This window comes from Hydrogenophaga sp. H7 (assembly GCF_002025745.1).
GTDB lineage: Bacteria > Pseudomonadota > Gammaproteobacteria > Burkholderiales > Burkholderiaceae_C > Hydrogenophaga > Hydrogenophaga pseudoflava.
This window is the reverse complement of the sequence record NZ_MCIC01000014.1, coordinates 239,381-260,449: the sequence shown is the minus strand read 5'-3', so window position 1 is coordinate 260,449 and position 21,069 is coordinate 239,381. Positions and strand designations below refer to the sequence as shown.

At 69.1% G+C, this 21,069-nt stretch carries 17 protein-coding genes and 1 other RNA gene; 3 read left to right on the top strand and 15 right to left on the bottom strand.

Annotation, left to right across the window (positions count from 1 at the left end; genetic code table 11):
* Positions 1-31: 31 nt before the first annotated feature.
* On the bottom strand, positions 32-466 hold the full coding sequence (rnhA, locus tag BC358_RS10300) for a ribonuclease HI (protein WP_079365746.1): 435 nt from the start codon (positions 464-466) through the stop codon (positions 32-34).
* A gap of 25 nt (positions 467-491) precedes the next feature.
* Positions 492-1,331, bottom strand: coding sequence for a class I SAM-dependent methyltransferase (locus BC358_RS10295; protein WP_079365745.1), 840 nt, complete (start codon positions 1,329-1,331; stop codon positions 492-494).
* A gap of 84 nt (positions 1,332-1,415) precedes the next feature.
* Between BC358_RS10295 and gloB the strand changes: the two genes are divergently transcribed.
* Both gloB and BC358_RS10285 read left to right on the top strand, forming a co-directional pair.
* Positions 1,416-2,189: a hydroxyacylglutathione hydrolase gene (gene gloB, locus BC358_RS10290; protein WP_079365744.1), complete on the top strand. Its 774-nt coding sequence runs from the start codon at positions 1,416-1,418 to the stop codon at positions 2,187-2,189.
* Between the two features lie 57 nt (positions 2,190-2,246).
* Entirely contained in the window at positions 2,247-3,833 is a 1,587-nt protein-coding gene (locus BC358_RS10285) for a transglycosylase SLT domain-containing protein (protein ID WP_079365743.1), read from the top strand.
* A 19-nt stretch (positions 3,834-3,852) separates the two neighbouring features.
* On the opposite strand, the gene BC358_RS10280 is transcribed toward BC358_RS10285, so the two are convergent.
* The 5 genes from BC358_RS10280 to dnaX form a co-directional block, all read right to left on the bottom strand.
* Positions 3,853-4,917, bottom strand: a complete 1,065-nt coding sequence (locus tag BC358_RS10280) for an ABC transporter substrate-binding protein (RefSeq protein ID WP_079365742.1) — start codon at positions 4,915-4,917, stop codon at positions 3,853-3,855.
* 135 nt (positions 4,918-5,052) lie between these two features.
* Positions 5,053-5,457: an MAPEG family protein gene (locus BC358_RS10275; protein WP_079365741.1), complete on the bottom strand. Its 405-nt coding sequence runs from the start codon at positions 5,455-5,457 to the stop codon at positions 5,053-5,055.
* 36 nt (positions 5,458-5,493) lie between these two features.
* Positions 5,494-6,099: a recombination mediator RecR gene (recR, locus tag BC358_RS10270; RefSeq protein ID WP_079365740.1), complete on the bottom strand. Its 606-nt coding sequence runs from the start codon at positions 6,097-6,099 to the stop codon at positions 5,494-5,496.
* A 14-nt stretch (positions 6,100-6,113) separates the two neighbouring features.
* A complete protein-coding gene (locus BC358_RS10265; RefSeq protein WP_079365739.1) occupies positions 6,114-6,446 on the bottom strand; it encodes a YbaB/EbfC family nucleoid-associated protein in 333 nt (110 codons plus the stop codon).
* Between the two features lie 46 nt (positions 6,447-6,492).
* The gene (gene dnaX / locus BC358_RS10260) at positions 6,493-8,391 is read right to left on the bottom strand and encodes a DNA polymerase III subunit gamma/tau (RefSeq protein WP_079365738.1); all 1,899 of its coding nucleotides are present in this window, start codon (positions 8,389-8,391) and stop codon (positions 6,493-6,495) included.
* 65 nt (positions 8,392-8,456) lie between these two features.
* On the opposite strand from dnaX, the gene ffs reads away from it, so the two are divergent.
* Positions 8,457-8,553, top strand: an RNA gene (gene ffs, locus BC358_RS10255) — signal recognition particle sRNA small type.
* Here ffs and BC358_RS10250 read toward each other — a convergent pair.
* The 8 genes from BC358_RS10250 to BC358_RS10215 form a co-directional block, all read right to left on the bottom strand.
* On the bottom strand, positions 8,539-9,675 hold the full coding sequence (locus tag BC358_RS10250; protein ID WP_079365737.1) for a DegT/DnrJ/EryC1/StrS aminotransferase family protein: 1,137 nt from the start codon (positions 9,673-9,675) through the stop codon (positions 8,539-8,541). The genes ffs and BC358_RS10250 overlap by 15 nt on opposite strands.
* Positions 9,672-10,514 (bottom strand): Gfo/Idh/MocA family protein, encoded by an 843-nt coding sequence (locus BC358_RS10245; protein WP_079365736.1) that lies wholly within the window; start codon positions 10,512-10,514, stop codon positions 9,672-9,674. Before BC358_RS10245 ends, BC358_RS10250 begins: the two co-directional genes overlap by 4 nt.
* Positions 10,515-10,525: 11 nt before the next feature.
* On the bottom strand, positions 10,526-11,296 hold the full coding sequence (locus BC358_RS10240; protein WP_079365735.1) for a hypothetical protein: 771 nt from the start codon (positions 11,294-11,296) through the stop codon (positions 10,526-10,528).
* Positions 11,297-11,345: 49 nt separating this feature from the next.
* Positions 11,346-12,683: a glycosyltransferase gene (locus tag BC358_RS10235; protein WP_066151290.1), complete on the bottom strand. Its 1,338-nt coding sequence runs from the start codon at positions 12,681-12,683 to the stop codon at positions 11,346-11,348.
* Between the two features lie 122 nt (positions 12,684-12,805).
* On the bottom strand, positions 12,806-13,795 hold the full coding sequence (locus tag BC358_RS10230; RefSeq protein ID WP_066151292.1) for a tripartite tricarboxylate transporter substrate binding protein: 990 nt from the start codon (positions 13,793-13,795) through the stop codon (positions 12,806-12,808).
* Between the two features lie 79 nt (positions 13,796-13,874).
* On the bottom strand, positions 13,875-15,128 hold the full coding sequence (locus BC358_RS10225) for a TIGR03862 family flavoprotein (RefSeq protein WP_066151293.1): 1,254 nt from the start codon (positions 15,126-15,128) through the stop codon (positions 13,875-13,877).
* On the bottom strand, positions 15,125-18,379 hold the full coding sequence (locus BC358_RS10220; protein WP_079365734.1) for an exodeoxyribonuclease V subunit beta: 3,255 nt from the start codon (positions 18,377-18,379) through the stop codon (positions 15,125-15,127). Before BC358_RS10220 ends, BC358_RS10225 begins: the two co-directional genes overlap by 4 nt.
* Positions 18,376-20,970, bottom strand: coding sequence for a PD-(D/E)XK nuclease family protein (locus tag BC358_RS10215; RefSeq protein WP_079365733.1), 2,595 nt, complete (start codon positions 20,968-20,970; stop codon positions 18,376-18,378). Before BC358_RS10215 ends, BC358_RS10220 begins: the two co-directional genes overlap by 4 nt.
* Positions 20,971-21,069 lie beyond the last annotated feature (99 nt).

Here is a 21,069-nt window from a genome sequence, read left to right as displayed (position 1 = left end):
TTCATCGGAGATTCATCGGATCACGCGGCTCTCAGGCAGGCACACCCCGGTTCGCCAGGGCATCGGCCCGCTCGTTGCCCGGGTCACCGGCATGTCCTTTGACCCAGTGCCACTCGATCTTGTGCGTGCCCTGGTGCACCAGCGCGTCCAGGCGCTGCCAGAGGTCGGCGTTCTTGACCGGCTGCCGGCTGGCCGTTTTCCAGCCCTTGGCCTTCCAGCCGTGTATCCACTCGGTAATGCCCTTGCGCACGTATTCGCTGTCGAGATAGAGCGCCACCGTGCAGGGGCGCTTGAGAGCCGCCAGACCTTCGATGACCGCGGTCAGCTCCATGCGGTTGTTGGTGGTCTCGCGCTCGCCACCCCACAACTCCTTTTCGTGCCCGCCCGATTTCAGGTAGACCCCCCAGCCGCCCGGACCGGGGTTGCCCTTGCACGCCCCATCGGTGTACATCACCACGTGGTTCAAATTCAATGCTCCAGAAAGGCGCCTCTCAGCGCCGGTTTGCGATGGTCACGGGCGCGGTGCCCGAGGCCCGCCGGGGTCGCCAGGCGGGCCCCAGCAGGCGGACGCCGCGCACCCGCTTGACCGCAACAAAAAAATAGACCGATCCGAAGATCGGCCACCAGCGGGGACCGGCGCGGTCCATCCAGGCGTACCGCTGCAGCCACTTGTCGCTGTGGACTGCGGGCCGGTAGCACCCGAAGTGGTGCGACTCGACTTCGAGGCCCAGCAGGCGGAACCAGTCCCGCAACCGCCCGGGCCCGATGAACTCGCCGGCCTCGGGGAGGTACAGCTCCGACAGACCCAGCGCCGAGATGCCGAAGCGGCCCATCAGGCGCGCGCGGCTCTGGCGCAGCCCCCAGAAGCTGTTGGGGTTGAAACCCGCCACCACCACACGTCCTTCGGGCACCAGCACACGCTCCACCTCGCGCAGCACATGGTGCGGGTCGGCGCTCAGCTCCAGGGTGTGGGGCAGCACCACCAGATCCAGACTCGCTTCGGGAAAAGGAAGCGCCGCTGCGTTGGTCACCAGCGCCACGCGCGGGATCGCTGAGGAGGATTCCCCTGCGGCTTCGGCTGCGAGTTCCGAGTCGCTGGCCGGTCCGGTCGGAATGTCCTCGGCGCTCAGCATTTCCTCTGGCAGGGCCAGCCATCGGTGAGGCATCCGGTTGGCCGCCAGAGCATGCAGTTCCGGCAGCCCCAGCTGCAGCGCGTTGTAGCCGAACAAGTTCACCACCGAACGGTCGAACTGACCCTGTTCCCACTGGAGCAGGTAGCGCCCCGGAGGGGTCTGGAACCAGTCGGTCAAACTTATAATTCGGTCATTCATTCTGGGTGTTCAAGCGACGGTCTCTTCGGGCCGCAACCCGGTCCCGCCCGGTACTCTACACGCCCTGCCCAAGGTGCGAGCCCCATGACCCTGATCCCGCTTCCCGCCTTCAATGACAACTACATCTGGGTACTTCATTATGGCCGGCGTGCGCTCGTGGTGGACCCGGGGGAATCGGAGGGTGTGCTGAGATGGCTGGGTTCGCAGGGCATCACGCTCGACGCCATCTTGGTCACCCACCATCACGGCGATCACACGGGGGGTGTGGACGCACTGAGGCAGGCCACCGGCGCACGGGTGATCGGCCCCGCACGCGAGGTCGTTCCCGAGCCCCTTGAGCGTGTGAGCGATGGCGACACCATCGACCTGCTGGGCCTGCGCTTCGAGGTGATGGACGTGCCGGGCCACACGGCAGGCCACATCGCCTACCACTGCGCCGATGTGGACGGCCGGCCTCTGCTGTTCTGCGGTGACACGCTGTTTTCTGCCGGCTGTGGCCGCCTGTTCGAAGGCACACCTCAGCAGATGCTGGCCTCGCTCGACCGCCTGGCGGCCCTGCCGGACGACACCCGGGTGTGCTGCACCCACGAGTACACGCTGTCCAATCTGCGGTTTGCGCGGGCGGTGGATCCGGACAATGCCGATCTGCAGGCGCACGAACAACACTGTCAGTCGCTGCGCGAGCGGAACCTTCCCACGCTGCCCAGCTCCATCGGACTGGAAAAGCAGATCAACCCCTTCCTTCGCGTGCGTGCGCCGGCCCTCTCAGAAGCTGCCCGCCGCCATGCCCCAGAGACCCCTTCCGACGCGCTGGGTGTGTTCACCACGCTGCGTGCCTGGAAAAACGTGTTTCAGTAGTCCATGACCTTTCTCTCTTCGTTGCCCGTCCGCGCGCGCTGTTGTTCGGCACGTTCCTTGAAAGTGCTGAGCAGCCTCGGATTCGCGGCGCTGCTGGCCGCCTGTGCAAACACCCCACTGCCACCGCACGAGCCGCCGCAGACGCCGTCTCCCGGCGCCACCGCCCCGTCCCAGGCCGCCGCTCCCCAGCTTCCGCGGGTTCAGACGCCCCATGCCCCGCTGAGCGAGATTTCCATCGCGTCCGCCACGCCACCGCCCGTCACCATGCTGGCGGCACCGGCGGACATCTGGGAACGCATCCGCCGCGGTCTCGCGATGCAGGACCTCGACGGCGAGCTGGTGCGCGACCGCGAACAGTGGTACGCCTCGCGGCCCGACTACATCCAGCGCATGACCGAGCGCTCGAGCCGCTACCTGTTCCACATCGTCGAGGAGATCGAGCGGCGCAACCTGCCCATGGAGCTGGCGCTGCTGCCGTTCATCGAGAGCGCGTTCAACCCCCAGGCGGTGTCCAGCGCCCGGGCCGCAGGCATGTGGCAGTTCATGCCCGCCACCGGCCAGTCCTTCGACCTCAAGCAGAACGTGTTCCGCGACGACCGCCGCGATGTGCTGGCCTCGACCCGTGCGGCGCTCGACTACCTTGAACAGCTGCATGCCCGGTTCGGCGACTGGCACCTGGCGCTGGCCGCCTACAACTGGGGCCAGGGCAACGTCAACCGGGCCATCACCCGCAACCAGCGCGAGGGCCGCCCCACCGGCTACACCGACCTGAACATGCCGCTGGAAACGCGCATGTACGTGCCCAAGCTGCAGGCGGTCGAGAACATCGTCGCGCGCCCCGAAGTGTTCGGCACCGTGCTGCCATCCATCGGCAACCACCCCTTCTTCGACACGCTCACGATCGAGCGCGACATGGACGTCTCGCTCATCACGAGTCTCGCGGGCATCAGCGAGCGCGACTTCCGCACGCTCAACCCGTCCATCAAGCAACCGCTGGTGATGGCCGCGGGCACTCCGAACATCCTGCTGCCCTGGGACAACGCCAAGGTGTTTGAGGAAAAGCTCAAGACCTACAACGGTCCGCTGGCCAGCTGGACCGCCTGGGTGGCGCCGTCCACCATGAGCGTGTCTGATGTGGCCAAGCGCGTGGGCATGCGCGAGTCCGAGTTGCGCAGCGTGAACAACATCCCGCCGCGCATGAAGGTCCGGGCCGGTTCCAGCCTGCTGGTCCACCGCAACGGCGCGCGGGATCGGGACGTGAGCGAGTTCGTGGCCGACAACGCCCAGCTCAGCCTGGCGCCCGAGGTGGTGCTCCGGCGCACGGTTGTTCGCGCCCGCAAGGGCGACACGCTGGCCCGTGTGGCCCAGCGCTACCGGGTGAGCACCGTCAGCGTGGCGGGCTGGAACGGCCTGTCCGTGAACGCGAAGCTCAAGTCGGGCCAGCGCCTCACGCTGATGCTGCCCAAATCCGTCCGCGTGGCCGAGCGTGCCCCTGCCCGCTCGGCGAAGGCCGGCAAGGCCACCCGCAGCAAGCAGGCCAGCGCGAAAAAGCCTGCTCGTTCCGCCAAGGTGACCAAGGGCAAACAGAAGAGCGTCCGGGTCGCGTCGGAGGAGCGCTCCAGCCGCAAGACCACCAAACGCTGAACATCCCCGGCGCGGCGCCTCAGGCCTTGAACCGAGCCTTGGCCTTGAGCGCCATGTCGTTCGTGAAAGTCTGCGAAAGGTCCACCTGGCGCAACGGTGACGCGGTGTCGAACCGGGACATCACCCGCGCCATGGTCGCGGGCCCGGCATCGGGCATCAGCCCGTCGGGCGACCATGCTTCGCGAGCACGGCTGAACGCCGCCAGATACAGCGCCCGGTCACCCTGGAAGTACGACTCCGGCACCACCTTGTTGATGTCGGACAGGCCCGCCGTCTGCAGCCACTTGAGCGCATGGACCAGGCCATGGACCAGCGCCTGGCACTCGTCGCGGTGCGTGCCCAGGTAGTCGGCTGCCACGCTCAGACAACCTGCGGGCATCGGTCCACCGAACACATCGGCGTTGCCGCGCACAGTGCGTGTGTCCGCCACCAGGCGCAGCGCACTGTCCTGCTCCAGCTGGGTGATGACCGGGTCGGTGTAACAGATCGCATCGACCAGGCCGTTCCGGAAATTCGCCAGCGCCGCCGTCGGGCTGGCGACGGGCACGAAATCCACGGTTTCCGCGCCCAGACGGCCGGCCGCCATCAACATGAGCACCATGCGGTGCGCTCCACTGCCCAGAGACGGCACCAGCACCTTGCGCCCACGCAGGTCTTCGATGTTTCGGAAGCCCGCGAGTGTCTTGTGCGACACACCGAGCACCAGTTGGGGCGCACGCCCCTGCAGCACGATCGAAGGATAGGACTTGCCGCGCGCACGCAAGGCGACGCTGGTGCTGTAGGGACCGGAGAGCACCTGCGCCGACCCGGACAGCAGGGCCTGCAAGGCTGTTCCAGGCTCCATGAGGTCGCGCACCTGGACATCCAGCCCCTCGGCCGCGAAGTACCCCATGCGGTCGGCAATCGTCAGCGGCAGGTAGCAGAAGGCCGCGCGGTTCTCGACCGCCAGCACCACACGCCCGAACGGCGCGCGCGAAGGCTGCGACTGCAACTTCGCGCTGCCCTGCGCCATCGCCGCAGGCAGCCCGGCCACCATCGGCAAAGCCGAGGCCCAAGACCGCAACCACTCACGGCGATTCCACATGCACGCGTCCTTCGGTTCCCTGATTCGATGGAACCGAGCGTAGGTCACGGACGCCCGCTGCGCATCGGGACGAGTCCCGAGCGGGTTTCCACCGACGCCAAATGCAAGCCGATGTAACGGCCGCCGGCGTCGCAATCAGATGAAGAGCAGCGCGATGTTGGCTGCGAACGCCAGCGCCCACACGGCGCTGCGCAGCGTGGCCATGTCGGCCACGTAGAACAGGATGTACATCAGCCGGAGCACCACGTACAAAAAGCACAGCAGATCCAGCCGCGTCTGGAAGACCGAATGCTGGTGCGCAATGATCACCGCGCCGATGTAGAACGGCATGGCCTCGAAGCAGTTGGCCTGCGCCGCGTTGGCCCGCGCGCGCCAACCCGACTGCCGTGCCAGCCATTCGCGCGGCAGGTGGTTGTCGTAGCCGCCGTCCCGGCGGGGTTTGGACACCGCCCCCGACTTGGCCAGCCAGGCGCAGCCGAGCGGCAGCAGGGCCACGACCAGCACGGTCCAGTAGGCCACGGTCAGTCCGGCATAGGTCATGAAAACACCTTGAAACAAAAACGGAGGCCGGACGCTTCAGCGCCGGTCCACCAGGGCGTGGGCGATGGTGCCCAGATCGACGTATTCGAGCTCGCTGCCCACCGGCACCCCGCGCGCCAGGCGCGTGACATTGACACCGCGGGTCTTCAGACCCTGCGCGATGACATGGGCCGTGGTTTCACCTTCTGCGGTGAAGTTGGTCGCCAGGATCACCTCGCGCACCACCCGCTCGCCCTGCTCGGTCGCGTCGATGCGCTCGAACAGCTTCTGCAGACCGATCTCGCGCGGACCGACACCGTCGAGCGGGCTGAGCTTGCCCATCAGCACGAAGTACAGGCCCTTGTAGGCGCCGGTGCGCTCCATCGCCGCCTGGTCGGCCGGCGTCTCGACCACACAGAGCAGGCCACGGTCGCGTCGCGGGTCGTCGCAGGTCGGGCAGATGTCGTTTTCGGTGAAGGTGTGGCACATCGTGCAGTGCTTCACCGAACTGCAGGCGTGCTGCAAGGCCTGCGACAGACGCAGCGCGCCCTCGCGGTCGTGCTGCAGCAGATGGAAGGCCATGCGCTGGGCGGATTTCACCCCCACACCAGGCAGGCAGCGCAGCGCCTGCACCAGCAGTTCCAGCGAGTGGGTATCGGCCACGCGAGGGTGCGTGGTCAGAACGGGAACTTCATGCCACCCGGAAGCCCGGGCATGCCGGCGGTGAGCTTGCCCATCTTCTCCTGCGAGGTCTCTTCGGCCTTGCGCACCGCGGCGTTGAAGGCGGCGGCCACCAGGTCTTCGAGCATGTCCTTGTCGTCGGCCAGCAGCGAAGGGTCGATGGTCACGCGGCGCACGTCGTGCTTGCAGGTCATAACCACCTTGACCAGACCGGCACCGGACTCACCCGTGACCTCGATGTTGCCCAGTTCGTCCTGGGCCTTCTTGAGGTTTTCCTGCATGGCCTGGGCCTGCTTCATCAGGCCGGCGAGTTGTCCTTTGTTGAACATGGTGTTCCTTGGGTTGGGGTTCTTGGAATGAATAAAAGCTGTGCGTTCAGGCCTCGGTGGCCCGCAACGATCCGGGCACGATTCTGCCGCCAAAGTCGCGCATCATGGCCTGCACCAGAGGGTCGTCGTGAATGATGCGCTCGGCCTCGCGCTGGCGCCGGTTGGCCTCGGCCGCCAGGCGCAGGGACGCCGAGTCGCTCACCGGGCCGATCTCCACCGCCAGCCGCACCGCATGACCCTGCGACTGCAGGGCCGTCGACAAACGTTCGCGCGTGCTGGGCTGGTTGAGCGACTCACGCTCCACGCGCAGCAGCCACTGGTCGGCATCGCGCGCCACCAGCTGCGACTGCAGCGCCAGCTCACGCACCAGTGCCGAGACCACCTCGGCCTTGACCATCTGCTGCACCAGGGCGAACCAGAAGTCGCCCTCGGGCGTGATCACCGGCTCCGGCAATCGCACCGGCTCCGAGGGGTCGCGCATCTGCTCCACCCGCGGGGACAGGCTGGCCTCGCGCACCGGAATTTCCACCACGCGCCGGCTGGTCTGCACGCCCTCTTCCGGCGGCTCCGGCATCGACTCTTCACCGGGTTCGTCGACCCAGGGCGGTCCGTCGACGTCCGTGGGTTCTTCGGGAGCCGCGCGCGCCATGGGCGCTGCCGCGGGCTGGGGCGCAGGCATTGCAACAGCCGGTGCGGAGGCCGGTGGAGGCCGCACCTGAGGCGCCGGACCTGGCGCAGGGGCCACCGCCGCCTGCGGCTTGTGCATCGGTGCGGGTGCAGCGACAGGCTCAGGCCCGGATTTCAGTGTTTTTTTTTCCGGCGAGGCGCTGGCGGCGCCGGCCGGCTTGAAGGCCAGCAGCCGCAGCAGCACCATGGTCAGCGCCGCGTACTCATCGGGCGCCAGTCCCAGCTCGGCACGGCCGTGCAGGCACAGGCTGTAGAGCAGCTGCGTCTCGTCGGCCGGCAGGGCCTGCGCCAGCCGCACGATCTCGGGCTGGTCGGGGTCGTCCGAGGCCTCCAGCGCCGCCCGCTCGGGCACGGCCTGCAGCACGGCCATGCGCTGCAGCAGGCTGGTCATTTCTTCCAGCGTGGAAGCGGCGTTCAGCCCGTTGACGCGCAGCGCATCGACGGTGTCCACCACCGCCGCGCCATCACCGCGCGCCAGGCCATCGATCAGCCGCAGCACGTGCGAACGGTCCACCGCGCCCAGCATCTGGCGCACCGTGGCCTCCTGCAACTGGCCGCCACCGAAGGCGATGGCCTGGTCGGTGAGCGACAGCGCATCGCGCATCGAACCGCGCGCCGCGCGCGAGAGCAGGCGCAAGGCCTGCGGCTCGGCCGGCACGTTCTCGGCCGCCAGCACCTGGCCCAGGTGTTCCAGCACCGTCTCGGGCGCCATCGGCCGCAGGTTGAACTGCAGGCAGCGCGAGAGCACCGTGACCGGCACCTTCTGCGGGTCGGTCGTGGCCAGCACGAACTTGAGGTATTCGGGCGGCTCTTCCAGTGTCTTGAGCATCGCGTTGAACGCGTGCCCGGTGAGCATGTGCACCTCGTCGATCATGAAGACCTTGAAGCGCCCCTGCACCGGCTTGTAGACCGCCTGCTCCAGCAGCGACTGCACCTCATCCACGCCGCGGTTGGAGGCCGCGTCCAGCTCGGTGTAGTCGACGAAACGGCCGGCATCGATGTCGGTGCAGGCCTGACAGACACCGCAGGGCTCGGCGGTGATGCCGCCCTGCCCGTCGGCGCCCAGGCAGTTGAGCGACTTGGCCAGAATGCGCGAGACCGTGGTCTTGCCCACGCCGCGCGTACCGGTGAACAGGTAGGCGTGGTGCAGGCGCTGGGTCGTCAGGGCGTTGGAGAGGGCTTGGACCACATGCTGCTGCCCCACCATTTCGGTGAAGCGGCGCGGACGGTATTTGCGGGCCAGGACGACATAGGACATAGGCGACAGATTCTAAAGGTCACCCCACGCCGCAAAGGACACAGGCATCGCCTACAATCGCAACTGACGGGCCTTCCCGCATGGTGAAGCGGCCAACCGGGTCAGGTGGGGAACCAAGCAGCCCTAACTGTGGAGCCAGTGCCGGGGTCAAGGCTCGTCACCTTCTTCTTTCTGCTGTGCGGCAACAGCCCGCCGCACAGCGGCTACCACCCTTGTGATCTCCTCATCCTGCATGCCCGGAAAAATGGGCAACGCCAGGGCCCGGCTGGCAAGCGCGCTGGCATGAGGCAGCGTCCGCTCTCCATACCGGGCCAGCCAGGCCGGCTGCGCATGGATGGGGCGTTCGTAATAGATCTTGGTTTCGACGCCCGCCGCGGCGAGGCTCTCCCGCAGACGGTCACGGCGCTCACACCGCAGGACAAAGTAATTCCAGGCGTGGCCCTCGCGGTCGTGTGGCAGGGTGATGCCCGGCAGCCCGGACAAGCCGCTCAGGTAGCACCGCGCAATCTCTTGGCGTCTGGCCAGCCAACCATCCAGCTGATCCAGCCCCATCAGGAGCAGCTCCGCCTGCAGCGCGTCCATACGGCTGTTGTAGCCCACATCGATATGAACTGCGCTGCTCAAGCCGTGATTGCGCAGCGCCTGCGCGCGCTCCACCAGCCACGCATGCGGACTGCTCAGGGCGCCAGCGTCACCGCTTGCCCCCAAGGTCTTGGTGGGATAGAAGCTCAGGGTGCTCAGGTCTCCCCAGGCTGCGGCAGCGACCCAGCCACGGTCCGGAGTCCAGGCGCGTGCGCCCAGCGCCTGTGCAGCGTCTTCGACCAGCGGCAGCCCCCGGTCCCGGCACAGCTGCGAAACCCCGGGCAGTGCGCTGGCATCGCCGAACAGCGGCACAGCGAGAACGGCCCGTGTGCGCGGCGTCAGCCGCTCGGCCACTTCCTCGGCACCGGCAAGGAAATCGTCGGGAGCGCAGTCGCACAAGACCGGAACGGCGCCAGCCCGCACCACAGCCTCGAAACAGGCGAAAAAGGTGTAGCTGGGCAACACGACCTCGTCGCCAGGGTCGAGGTCGAGCAAGCGCAGCGCAAGCACCAGGGCATCGGTGCCGGAGTTCAGCCCCACCACCTGCCGAGCGCCCAGTCGCAGGGCCAGCGCTCCTTCAAAGCGCGACACAGCAGGCCCCTGGATGTAGCAGCCGCTGCGCAGCACCTGGGACCAGACCGCCATCGCGCGATCTGCGGCTTCTGGCTCCTGCCAGGGGCTGCGAAAAAAAGGCACCTTCATAGCTTCGCCACGATGGCGAGAGCCCGACGGGCAGCGATGGCGCCGTCCTGTGCATCTGCCAGCAGCGAAGGCAGGCCGCGCAACTCGTGATGAAAGGCGGTGTACTGTCTGGTCAGGGCATCGGACTGCCCCAGATCGGACCGGCTGGACAGAAGCAGCTCATTCCAGGCTCCTTGGTCGCCCCAACACACGCTGGCAAGAGAGATGTCCGCGCCGTGGCGGACATGAAAGTCCACACGCGTGTCGCCCATCCGCGCCACGACCTGCATGCTGTCCTCCAGAGACTGCACATCGAGAATGTGAAGGAATTCATCGGGTCCGCAGCGCAGGAGGTGGGGCGCCAGATCGAGGTCGTGCACCATCAGGTCCAGCACCACCGAACGGGCGGTGCCGGGCAGGCGGGACTGGCGCCGGAACACCAGGTGACCAGGAACCTGACCCCACGGCAGGTCGATCAGCGCCGGGTTGAAGCGCTCGATGTGGCCGATGAAGAGCTTGCGCCCCGTCACGCGGACAGCGTCCAGCATGGCGTCAATGGCCTGCTCGCTTTCGGCCATCGGCTTCTCGACCAGCACGTCGATGCCCCGGTGCATCAGCGCCACCGCCAGATCCGCGTGGGTTTCCGCGGGTGTGACCACCGCAGCGGCCTGCACCGCCTTCGGCAAGGCGTCAAGGGAGGCCATGGCATTGAAGCCCTGCGCCTGCGCAGCGGCCCGCGCCTGCGGGTCGGGGTCGACCACACACACCACTTCGTAGGCCGGGTGGGCCTGCAAGCGCAGGGCGTGCACCCGGCCAAAGCGACCAAACCCCAGAACGGCGATGCAGGTGCGAGTTCCCATCGTCGTCTTGATTAGCCCGGGAGGCCCGCAGCAGTCACCATGCGCAGCAGATGCCGTGCGCGGATCACATCCTTGTAGATGCCCGCAGCCTGCCGCTCTTCGCCCACACGCTCGAAGTGGGGCATCTCACCTGGCAACAACCCTTCTTCATAAGGCGTGCGCGCCGCGGGGTAGAGGCATTCGCGGGCGAAGGCCTGCGTGCCGAAAGTGTCGAACATGGTCTGCACCTCGGCCAGCAGCACCGGGCTGCAGCGCCGGGCGTAGTCCAGCACCTGCTCCAGCTTCTGGCGGAGCTCGGCCTCCGTCAGTCGCACCTCGATCTCGATCTGGTCTTCACGCGCAGGGTCACAGGGATGACCCACCAGGGGGATTTCCAGGTTGCGCACCTCGCGGCCCGCCGCGCGCAAGCGCGACACCAGGCGGTTGGCCAGCACCCGGCAAAGGTCGTGCGACGGGTTGTAGCCCTCTGCCTCGTCCGCCACCACCGTGTCGATGCCGGCCTCCAGTGCCGCCCGGGTGAGCCCGTCGAGCCATTCTCCGAATGGAGAACTCCCCGTCCCCAGCAGCGCCTGGTACACCACCGAATCGGACACAGGCGCCAGCCACTCGCTGCGCACGTCCAGCCCCCATTGGTTCAGCATGCGCCGGCTGTCCTCCAGCCGGGGCTGACCAATGGAGCCGTCCCCGCTGGTCAGCACCACGACCTGAGGGCGGGCCTGCTGGACCCATTGGAAAACACGCAGCTCATGTCCGGGGTGGGCAACCAGGAGAAGGGGCTTCATGGCGGTCATTGCATCGGGTGGTCGTGTGGAGAGTGCGGCGTGCCCAAGATCAGTGCTTGAAGCGCGAAACCAGCCAGCGCATGGGCGCGGTCAGGCGCCAGGAATGGCTGCTCCTCAAGGCCTGCACCTCGCGTTCGAATGCATCGGCCTGCGTCCTGGCGTCCTGCAACTCCTGCACCTGCCGTTCCAGCCAAGCTGCGCGATCGCTCAACCCGCTCAGAGCCTGTGCCTGTTGTTCGAGCTCCATTGCCCTGGCCCCGGACGCCAGAAGGTCTTCCTGGGTGTTCGCCAGGCTGGTTGCGGTGCCGATCAGACGCGACTCAAGGTCCTGGATGCGCGCGAGCAACAGGCCGACCTGCACCGCGACCTGCGGCGTGCCGAAGGGCACCAGGTTGTCGGCCACATGCCGGGCGAACTCGCGCAGTTCATCCCGTGGGTCGATCACCGCGCGCCCGGGCTCGGCCTCGATCACCTGGCGCGCCAGCGCTTCCAGCGCGTCGGCGCTGGCCTCCAGCGACACATGGGTTCGCACGTAGTCACTAACAAGCGCCGCATCGGCTGCGTCGTAGCGGAGCACTTCGCGCCGGATCGCATCGCTGTCAATGGGCGCCTGCATCAGGCGGCGACCGAAATTCCAGCGATGCCATTCCTGCACCTTGTCGGCCGTGACCAGTCCCGCCAAACCCATGCCTTCGTTCAGCAGGACGACTGCGCAACCGACCGCCATGGCCTCCATGGCACAGCGCGCTTTGGCAAACACCAGATCGAACGCTCCCAGCAAGTCCTCAGGCGCCGTCGCCTGGCGGCCGACGCCCTGCCCGATCACCTCCAGCGTCAGTCCCAGCGACTCGCACGCCGAACGGATGGCGCGCGTGTCCGGACTCTCGGTGGCGTAGTTGCTGAAGATGGCCGCCCTGCGGGGCCGCCCGGGCAAGGCAGGCCGCGGTCGAAACCGCTGCAGATCCACCCCGTTGGACACGATGGCAATCCCCGCGGCCGGAATGCCGCTCTCCAGCGACAGGCGCTCGGCGCAATTGGCGTCCACCGCCACATGCTGCCGCACCCGGGAGAACAACGGCGGTTGGCCGTGGGAAGCCGTGCGGTCGTGGCAGATGGAGATGGCCGGCACGTCCAGGAAGTGCGCCAGGCAGGCCACCGTGTCGTCGCGTGTGTTGCCGATGATGATGTCGGGCGCCTCGGCCACCTGGCTCAGCTCAACCACGCAGGCAATGCAGCGCTGGCGCAGCCCGTCCACCATGTCGCCCATGATGGGTGCATAGACCACCACCGAGTGACCACGCCGGTGCAAAACGGTGGCCACGTCGTGCACAAAGAGCTCGGCGCCAGAGCGGTGGGCCATGCTGCAGACGGCCAGCAGAATCTTCACAGAGGTCCTCTTCGGGTCTTGGGGCCTGTCATCCGGCTGGATGATAGGGCATGCTCCTGACCGGAGGCCTTCAAGACAAAGGGCCGCATTGGCGGCCCTTGCTCATGTCCGGCGGCGGCTGATCAGAACGCGTCGATCTTCAGCCCCTGCTTCTTCACCACGGCCTTCCAGCCGTCCAGATCGCGCTGCAGGAACTGGCCCAGCTGGGCGGGGCTTCCCACCGCGGGTTCCAGCGCGTCCTTGGCGAGGCGCTCCTTCACATCCGGCATCTGCACCACCTGGGCCAGCGCGGCGTTGATCTGCTGCACCACCGCATCCGGCGTGCCCCGCGGCGCGACCAGTGCGAAGTAGTTCAGCACGTTGAAGTCGGCCATGCCGGCTTCCTTCATGCCCGGTACGTTCGGCAGCGCGGGGCTGCGCTCCGGGCTGGTGACCGCCAGTGCCTTGAGCTTGCCGTCGCGGATGTGGGGCGCGAGCGCGGGGATGGTGCCGGTCAGCAGCTGCAGCTGGCCGGAAATCGTGTCCAGCGTGGCCGGCGCGATGCCACGGTAAGGGATGTGGGTGATGTAGATGCCGGCGCGCGCCTCCAGCGATTCGAGCACCAGGTGGTTGATGCCGCCCACGCCGGCCGAGCCATAGTTGAGCACGCCCGGCTGCTGTTTCGCCAGCGCGATCAGTTCGGGCATGGAGCTCGCAGGCAGATCCTTGTTGGCCACCCAGACCAGCGGGCCGTGCGCGATCATGCCGACTGGCACGAAACCGCCCACCGGGTCGTAGCCCGCCGTGGGCAGCGCGGCGGCCACCGTGGTGAACGGCGCGGCGGCCAGCAGCAGCGTGTGACCATCGGGCGCGGACTTGGCCACCTCCTGCGCACCGATGGCCCCCGAGGCGCCGGTGCGGTTCTCGACCACCACGTTCACCTTGAACAGCTCGCTCAGCTTCGCAGCCACCAGACGGCCCATGGCGTCGGTGCCGGCGCCCGGCGCGAACGGCACGACGATGCGCATCGGGCGTTCGGGAAACGTGGCGGCGGATGACAGTGCGGGTGCCAAGGCCAGGCCAGCGGCGATCTGCTGGCAGAAGCGGCGGCGGTTCGGGTGGGGTGTGCTCATGGTCGTTGGGAACTCAGGTTCTGAATGACAAGCCGGACACTTTAGGTCGGCGCCTTGACGCCGTGATGACAGAAGGGTTTCAGTTGGCCCGTTGCAGCCAGTCGAGCACGCCCTGCCCGGCCCGGTGGCCGCTGGCCAGGCAGGCGGTCAGCAGGTAGCCGCCGGTGGGCGCCTCCCAGTCCAGCATTTCGCCGGCGCAGAACACCCCAGGCAGCTGCTCGCACATCAGGCCGCTGTCCAGCGCCTCGAACAGCACGCCACCGGCGCTGCTGATGGCCTCGTCGATGGGCCGCGCCGCGACCAGCGGCAGCGGCAAGGCCTTGATCGCCCGGGACAGCTGCGCCGGGTCGTTCATCGCGTCCTTGCCCAGCCGTTCGTACAGCACCGCGGTCTTGATACCGTCCAGGCCCAGCCGGCTCTTGAGGTGGCTGGAGAGGGAGCGCGAACCGCGCGGATGGGCCACCTCGCGCTGCACCCGCTCCGCGGTCCAAGCCGGCAGCAGATCCAGCTCCAGGGTGGCCTCGCCCGCCCGGACGATCTGGTTGCGCAGCAGCGCGGACGCCGCGTAGACCAGGCTGCCCTCGACGCCGGTCTGTGTGGCGACGAATTCGCCCTGGCGCTCGAACACCGGCACCGCCTCGCTTTCGAAGCGGATCGCGACGTTCTTGAACGGTTGCCCGGCAAAGCGGCTGCGGAAGTGTTCGGTCCAACCCCCAGCGACGTCAAAGCCGCAGTTGGCGGGCAACAGAGGTGCCACCGCCACACCGCGCGCCGCCAGCAGCGGCACCCAGGCGCCGTTGGAACCCAGGCGTGCCCAGCTGCCGCCGCCCAGCGCCAGCACCACGGCGCGGGCCTGCACCTGCTGTTCGCCCGACGGGGTTTCGAACCTGAGCGTCCGGCCATCGACGGCCCAGCCCAGCCAGCGGTGGCGCATGTGAAAGCGCACGCCGGGGCCGCCACCGGCTGGGTGGCGCAGGCGCTGCAGCCAGGCCCGCAGCAATGGCGCAGCCTTCATGTCGGTCGGGAAGACGCGGCCCGAGCTGCCGACGAAGGTGTCGATGCCCAGGCCCAACGCCCAGGCGCGCACATCGCCAGCGCCGAAGTCGGCCAGCAGGGCCTCGATCTGCTGGCGCCGCTCGCCGTAGCGGCCCGCGAACCGGTCGGCCGGTTCGGAGTGGGTCAGGTTCATGCCCCCCTTGCCGGCCAGCAGGAACTTGCGGCCGACCGAGGGCATGGCGTCGTACAGGCTCACCGGCACGCCGGCCGCCGACAGCACCTCGGCGGCCATCAGACCGGCCGGTCCGCCGCCAATGATCGCGACGTCAGAATTCATGGGGTTTCCAGTTCAATCAGTTGTCCGGTGGCGCTGACGAAGGCCAGCCGCACCGGTTCGCCAGGACGGGCCGCCTGCAGCGCCCGGCGGTAGCGCGCCATCTGCTCGCGCAGCGCGGCCTGCAGTTCCGGCCGCTCGGCGCTCTTGAAGTCAAGCACCCACCATTCGCCGCTGTCGCGCCGCCGCACCAGCCGGTCCAGCCGCAGCAGTTCGCCCTCGTGCCAGAGCTCGACCTCATTGCCCCAGTGCAGCAGGTCTTGCGCCGACCAGGCCCAGGCGGCCTCGCCCGCCACCACACGCTGCGCCATCGCCAATGCCTCATCGCCGGCCTGGGGGCTCAGCTGGAATTCGCGCACCACCGCCCGCAGGTGCTCGTCGGTCCAGGTGAAGTCCCCCAACGGCGTCGGCCGCCACTGCAGCAGGCGGTGCATGGCCTGGCCCAGGCGGGAACGTTCGTCGTCTTCTGCCACGTCCGTGTCGGGCATGTCCATGCGGAGCCACTTGGGGTCCAGCGCCGGCAGCGCCGGCAGTTCAATGGGCGTATGCACCGCGACCGCCTGGGTGGCCACCACCGGCGCCGGCAGCGGCTGCGCCAGCGGCTGCAGCCGCCGCCACCAGCTCTGGTCGGGCGGCTGGTGCGGCACGAAGCTGGAGATCACCAGGTTCGTCTCGGCCCGTGTGAGCGCGACGTACAGCGCATTGAGTTCCTCCAGCGCACGCGCCTGCTGTTCGGTGGCGAGCAGGTCCACCGCGCAGCTGGGCGGCTTCTTCTCGCTCGCCAGGAACACGAAGCGACGCGGTGCATCCTCGCCAGCCGGCCAATCCACCAGCACGCCCATGCTCTCGGGCTTTTGCGGCGGGTTGTCGGTGTCCAGCAGGACCACGGTGTCGGCCTCCAGGCCCTTGGCGCCGTGGATGGTGAGCAGCCGCACGGCGCCCGGCTGGTGGGCGCCGCCCGCGGCGATGCCGCCCGCCTTGAGCGCCCGCACGAAGCGGTAGGGCGTGAGAAAGCGTCCGCCGTCCTGGGCCAGCGACTGAGCCAGCAGATCCCGCAGCGCGGCCAGGGTGGCGCCGCGTTCGCTCGCGGGCACCGCGCAGGCAAAGCGCGCCAGCACGTCGCCGTGGTCGACGATGGCCGAGAGCGCATCGTGCGGCGGCAGGCGGCGCAGCCAGTCCTGGTAGAGCGCGAGCGTGCCGGCGGTGGCGGGGTCGACGCTGGGCAGCACCTCCCACCAGCCGGGTTTGTCTTCAAGCCCCTCGCCTGCGGCGCGCACCGCGGTGGCCAGCGCCACCAGCCGGTCGTCGTCCCAGCCGAACAGAGGCGACTTGAGCGCCCGCGCCAGGCTCAGGTGGTGGCGCGGCGACACCAGCGCGTCCAGCAGCGCGACCATGTCCTGCACCGCGGGCGATTCGATCAGTTCGGCCTCGCCGGGCGCCTCACTCGCAATGCCGCGTTCGCGCAGCGCCTCATGCACGAGATGCAGCCGGTTGCGCTTGCGCGCGAGCACCATGAAACCGTCGGGCGCGTGGCCTGAGGCCACCTGCTGCGCGATCCAGTCGGCCACCTGGGCGGCCTCGCGCTCGGCACTGCCCTCTTCGTCGGGCAGCACGCGCGGCTGGTTCAGGCTGTCGCGCCAGACCGGCTCCTCGTCGCTGCTCGCGTCTTCTTTCGCGGGGCGTTCGATGGCCGGCAGCGCGCCCACCGAACCGGCCTCCTGGCTGTGCGTGGTGTGGGGCCGGAAGCCGGCGTATTCGCCCGCCGCCGTCGCCGCGGCCATGGCCGTGTTGAGCGTCTGCACCACCGCCTGCGAACAGCGGCGCGTGTGGTCGCAGCTGAGCAGCGCGCCACCCAGCCCCTGCACCACGAAGGCCTGGGCGGCCTTGAACACCTGGGGCTCGGCGCGGCGGAAGCGGTAGATCGACTGCTTGGGGTCGCCCACCAGGAACACCCTGGGCGCCTCGCCCGAACCGGCCCCGGCGTAGGCGCTGAGCCAGCCGTACAGCGACTTCCACTGCAGCGGGTTGGTGTCCTGGAACTCGTCGATGAGCAGGTGGCGCACGCGGGCGTCCAGCCGCTGCTGCATCCAGCCCGAGAGTTCGGCGTCGCCGAGCAGGCGGCAGGCGGCGGACTCGAGGTCGTTCATGTCCACCCAGCCGCGCTCGCGCTTGAGATCGGCGTAACAGGCCAGCAGCACCCGCGCCAGGCGGGTCATGCGCTGCTGGTGCAGCCAGGCCTCGTGCTGGGCCTGGGCCTTGAGCAGCTCCTGCAGTTCGGCTTCGGCGGCCTGGGCCGCGGGGAACTTGGTCAGGTTGGTGTTGAGGCGGTCTTCGGTCGCCACGAAGAAGGCCTTGCGCAGCGCCGCCAGCCGCCCACCCACGCGACCCGGCTCATCACCGGCGGCGAGTGCATCCACCACCGCATCGGCCGCCTTCTGGGGGGTCTTGTTCTTCTCCGCGCCCAGTTCCCGGGCCCAGCCCAGCCAGCGCGCGCTGACTGCCTCGCCCGCCAGGGCCTGCTCCGGCCGTTCGAAGCCCGCCAGCCGCGGCACCACCTCGCTGAAATGCGCCACCGAGCGCTCCAGCAGGCCGGTGGCGTCCGCCAGACCCAGCTCGACGCGCTTGGCCAGCGCCGCCTCCAGCGCCTTGATCGTCTGGTGGCGGCCGTGGCGCGCCACGCTGTCGAAGAACGCCTGCCGGTCTTCGTTGCCGGCCGCCAGCGCCGCGTAGAAGCGCGGCCACAGCAGGGGCATGGCCTTCTTGTCGTTTTCCAGCAGCTCGTAGGACAGCGGCAGCCCCAGCTCCTGCAGCACCGTCAGCGGTGCGCCCCGCAACAGCGCCGAGAACCAGCTGTGGAAGGTGCGCAGCTGCACCTGGCGACCCGAGGCGGTGACCCGCTGGTGCAAGGTCTTGAGTTCGGGCGCGCGGCGCCGGGCCTCGGCATCGCCACAACCCCAGCTGCGCAGGGTCTGGACCAGCCCGGCCTCATCGAGGCTCGCGCATCTGCGCAACTCGCTGCCCAGCCGTGCGCGCATCTCGCCAGCGGCCTTCTTGGTGAAGGTGATGGCCAGGATGTCCTGCGCGGGCGTGCCGTCGAGCAGTGCCCGCACGATGCGCGCCACCAGCATCCAGGTCTTGCCCGCACCCGCGCAGGCCTCGACCGCGATCGACCGCGCAGGGTCGCAGGCGGTGGCGTAGAAGGCCTCGGCCGACACCGGCTGGCCATTGATCTGGTAGGCGGCCTGCGTGCTCATGCACCACTCCAGAAGTCCTTGCGGCACAGGCCCCGGGCGTCGCAGTGCTCGCAGACGCGCCCTTCGCCGAGCGCGGGCATCGGGTGCCCGGCCGCCACGCGCGAGAGGTCGGCCACCAGGCCCTCGCGCAGGCGTTCGCGCGCCTGCAGCACCAGCGGCTGCTCGATCAGGTGGGTGGCGCCTTTTTTCCCGCTGGCCGATCGGCCGTCGGTGATGCTCAGGTAGGCCGCACGCAGGTTCTCGTCGGGCAGCAGTGCGGCATAGAACGCTAGTTGTGTGTCCTCGAACGGATGCCTGACCCGGTCTTCGGTCTTCTGCCGGCTTTCGGTCTTGTAGTCGATGACCAGCGGCAACCGGCCCTCCGGGCTGTCCTGGCGGTCGATCCGGTCGAGCTTGCCCCAGAGGCGCCAGGGCGGCAGTTCTGCCGCCAGCTCGGCCTCGGCGCGTTCGAACACGGGGCCGGGACGGCCGGGCTGGGCCTCGTGGCCGGCCAGCCAGTCGAGATAGCCCTCGCGCAGCGCCGGCCAGACCGCCTGGTACGGAAGAAAACCCGCCTCGGTGGCGTCGCCCTGCAGGCCCATGGCGGCCGCCACTTCGTCCCCGATCTGGTCCAGCCGCTGCGCATCGGCCTCGCGGCCCGGGCGCTGGTCGCCGCGCTCCTCGTGAAAAACCTTGAGCACCGCGTGCAGCCAGTTGCCCAAGTCGCGCTGGTCGGGCTCGGCCTCCAGCTCGGGCGCATCGCTCACCCGCAGCTGCCGCAGCGCGAAGAAGCGGTAGGGACAGTCGCGCAGGTCCTGGTAAGCGCTGGCCGACAGCCGGGCCGGCACCAGCGCCGACGCCGACGGCTGGGGTGGCGGCACCGGCGCGGGGTCCAGGCGGCGGCGCAGGTCGTGGCTGCCTGCGGAGGCAGCGACCGATTCACCATCCGGCAGCGCCAGCACCCAGGGGCTGGGCGACAGCGGCTCGCCGTCTTTCTGGCAACGCCAAAGAACGTCGACCGAGGGCGCACAGAGCGCAGCGGTCCAGGCGCCTTGTGTCGCGGCCGACAGCTGCTCCCGCGTCGGCAGCCCCAGCGCCACCCGCTGTGCGGCCGTCCAGGGGCCGGGCAGCTCGGGGCTGGGATCGAGCGTGACCTCGTCACAGCCCGGCATCACCACCGCCGCGAAGCCGCGCCCCAGCAACTGGGCCATCGGCAGGATTGTCACAGGCGCTTCGACGTCGCTGCGCGGGAGGAAGCTGACGCTCTCCAGCACGTTCCGGACCCAGGCAGAGAACGCCGCGAGACCCATGCGCGGCGCCGGCCGGGCGCCATCGGCCAGCGCCTGCCCGATCTGCCGCAGCTCGGACGAGGCCCCTTCGTTCAAACGCAGCACCTGCAGCACCTGCTGCCCGGCCGGATCGTTGCAGAGCATGGACCACAGCCCGCACGCCTCCAGCGCGGAGCGCAGATCGTCGAGCCAGCGCTCCAGCGGGCGCGCCGCCTGCAGAGACTCGAGCATCGCCGTGAGCCCCTCGGGCACCAGGGGCGCCAGCGCCGCGTGCCGAAGCACCGCCCGCCAGGATGAGAGACCATGCTCGCGCGCCAGTTGTTCCAGCGCTTCCACGCCGCCGGCCGGCCAGATGCCGCCCTGCTTGAGCAGGTCGAGCACGTCGTCGGTGCGGGCCCGGGGATCCGCGGCTCGCAGCAGGCTCATGAGCCTTGCGGCCGCCTGGGTGGTGGAGAGCTTCCAGCCGGTGTCGTCGCGCAGCGGCACACCGACCGCGTGCAGCATGGCGCTGATGCGGCGGACCAGCAGGCGGTCGTTGGCCACCAGGGCCAGCGGCACCCGCCTCTCGTTGACGCGGGCGATCACCGTTGCAGCGGCGCGGCGCGCCTCGTCTTCCGGGTCGGCGCAGGCCTGAAGGCACAGCGCACCGTCGTGGGTGCTTTCAGACACGCCCAGCAGCTTTGCCAGCGAGAACACCTCGGAACGCCCGACCCAGTGCGCGGCCAGCGCCTGTCCCAGCGGGTCGTCCTGAAAACCCTGCAGCAGCCAGAGCCGGTCGGCCGCGTGGCCGGGCGCCGCGCGGTCCGACCAGAGCACGTCGGTGGCAAACCCTGCACTGCCCACCCAGGCCAGGGCCAGGGAGGCCACCAGCGCCTCCCACTGCGGGCCGGGCGTCAGGGCGGCGCGTTGCCGTTCGGCCCAGGCCGCCCGCTGCCCCGGCGGCACAGCTGCTGCGAGCGGCACCAGCTGGCGGGCCGCATCGACCAGACGCGACACCAGCTCGGCGCGCAGCGCCGGGTCCCGCTGGCCCCTGGCCATGCGGTCGACCAGGGCCTCGGCCACCAGACTGTCTCGCGCCATGTCGCCGCTGAGATCGGTGGGCGCGGGCCACCAGGGCGCCAGCCCGGCCGCCCAGTTGCGGGTGGTCTCGAAACGGGGCGCAAAGCCGGTGGGATGAGACGCGGCCCAGGCCCGACGGGCCGGATCGATCAGCTGGGCATACGGCAGCAGCACCAGCCACCGATCCGGCGAGCCGCCGCCTGAAGCCAGCGCGGCCTCAATGCGGCGCACCACCGCCTGCCATCCGTCAGGGGCGACCGGCATGGGCCCAGGCGCTGTGGGGTGGTCTGGCGCAGGCGTCATCGGTGGGGGGTTTCTGTCACAATGTCTCGGTTCACAGGCTCCCGCTCTTGCAGCTGCCCT

What these genes read in the sequence shown, in the direction of transcription:
- BC358_RS10295 (WP_079365745.1), bottom strand. Translation starts at nt 1,331, where the DNA reads ATGAATGACCGAATTATAAGTTTGACCGACTGGTTCCAGACCCCTCCG.
- gloB (WP_079365744.1), top strand. Translation starts at nt 1,416, where the DNA reads ATGACCCTGATCCCGCTTCCCGCCTTCAATGACAACTACATCTGGGTA.
- BC358_RS10280 (WP_079365742.1), bottom strand. Translation starts at nt 4,917, where the DNA reads ATGTGGAATCGCCGTGAGTGGTTGCGGTCTTGGGCCTCGGCTTTGCCG.
- BC358_RS10275 (WP_079365741.1), bottom strand. Translation starts at nt 5,457, where the DNA reads ATGACCTATGCCGGACTGACCGTGGCCTACTGGACCGTGCTGGTCGTG.
- BC358_RS10265 (WP_079365739.1), bottom strand. Translation starts at nt 6,446, where the DNA reads ATGTTCAACAAAGGACAACTCGCCGGCCTGATGAAGCAGGCCCAGGCC.
- dnaX (WP_079365738.1), bottom strand. Translation starts at nt 8,391, where the DNA reads ATGTCCTATGTCGTCCTGGCCCGCAAATACCGTCCGCGCCGCTTCACC.
- BC358_RS10250 (WP_079365737.1), bottom strand. Translation starts at nt 9,675, where the DNA reads ATGAAGGTGCCTTTTTTTCGCAGCCCCTGGCAGGAGCCAGAAGCCGCA.
- BC358_RS10245 (WP_079365736.1), bottom strand. Translation starts at nt 10,514, where the DNA reads ATGGGAACTCGCACCTGCATCGCCGTTCTGGGGTTTGGTCGCTTTGGC.
- BC358_RS10240 (WP_079365735.1), bottom strand. Translation starts at nt 11,296, where the DNA reads ATGAAGCCCCTTCTCCTGGTTGCCCACCCCGGACATGAGCTGCGTGTT.
- BC358_RS10230 (WP_066151292.1), bottom strand. Translation starts at nt 13,795, where the DNA reads ATGAGCACACCCCACCCGAACCGCCGCCGCTTCTGCCAGCAGATCGCC.
- BC358_RS10225 (WP_066151293.1), bottom strand. Translation starts at nt 15,128, where the DNA reads ATGAATTCTGACGTCGCGATCATTGGCGGCGGACCGGCCGGTCTGATG.
- BC358_RS10220 (WP_079365734.1), bottom strand. Translation starts at nt 18,379, where the DNA reads ATGAGCACGCAGGCCGCCTACCAGATCAATGGCCAGCCGGTGTCGGCC.
- BC358_RS10215 (WP_079365733.1), bottom strand. Translation starts at nt 20,970, where the DNA reads ATGCCGGTCGCCCCTGACGGATGGCAGGCGGTGGTGCGCCGCATTGAG.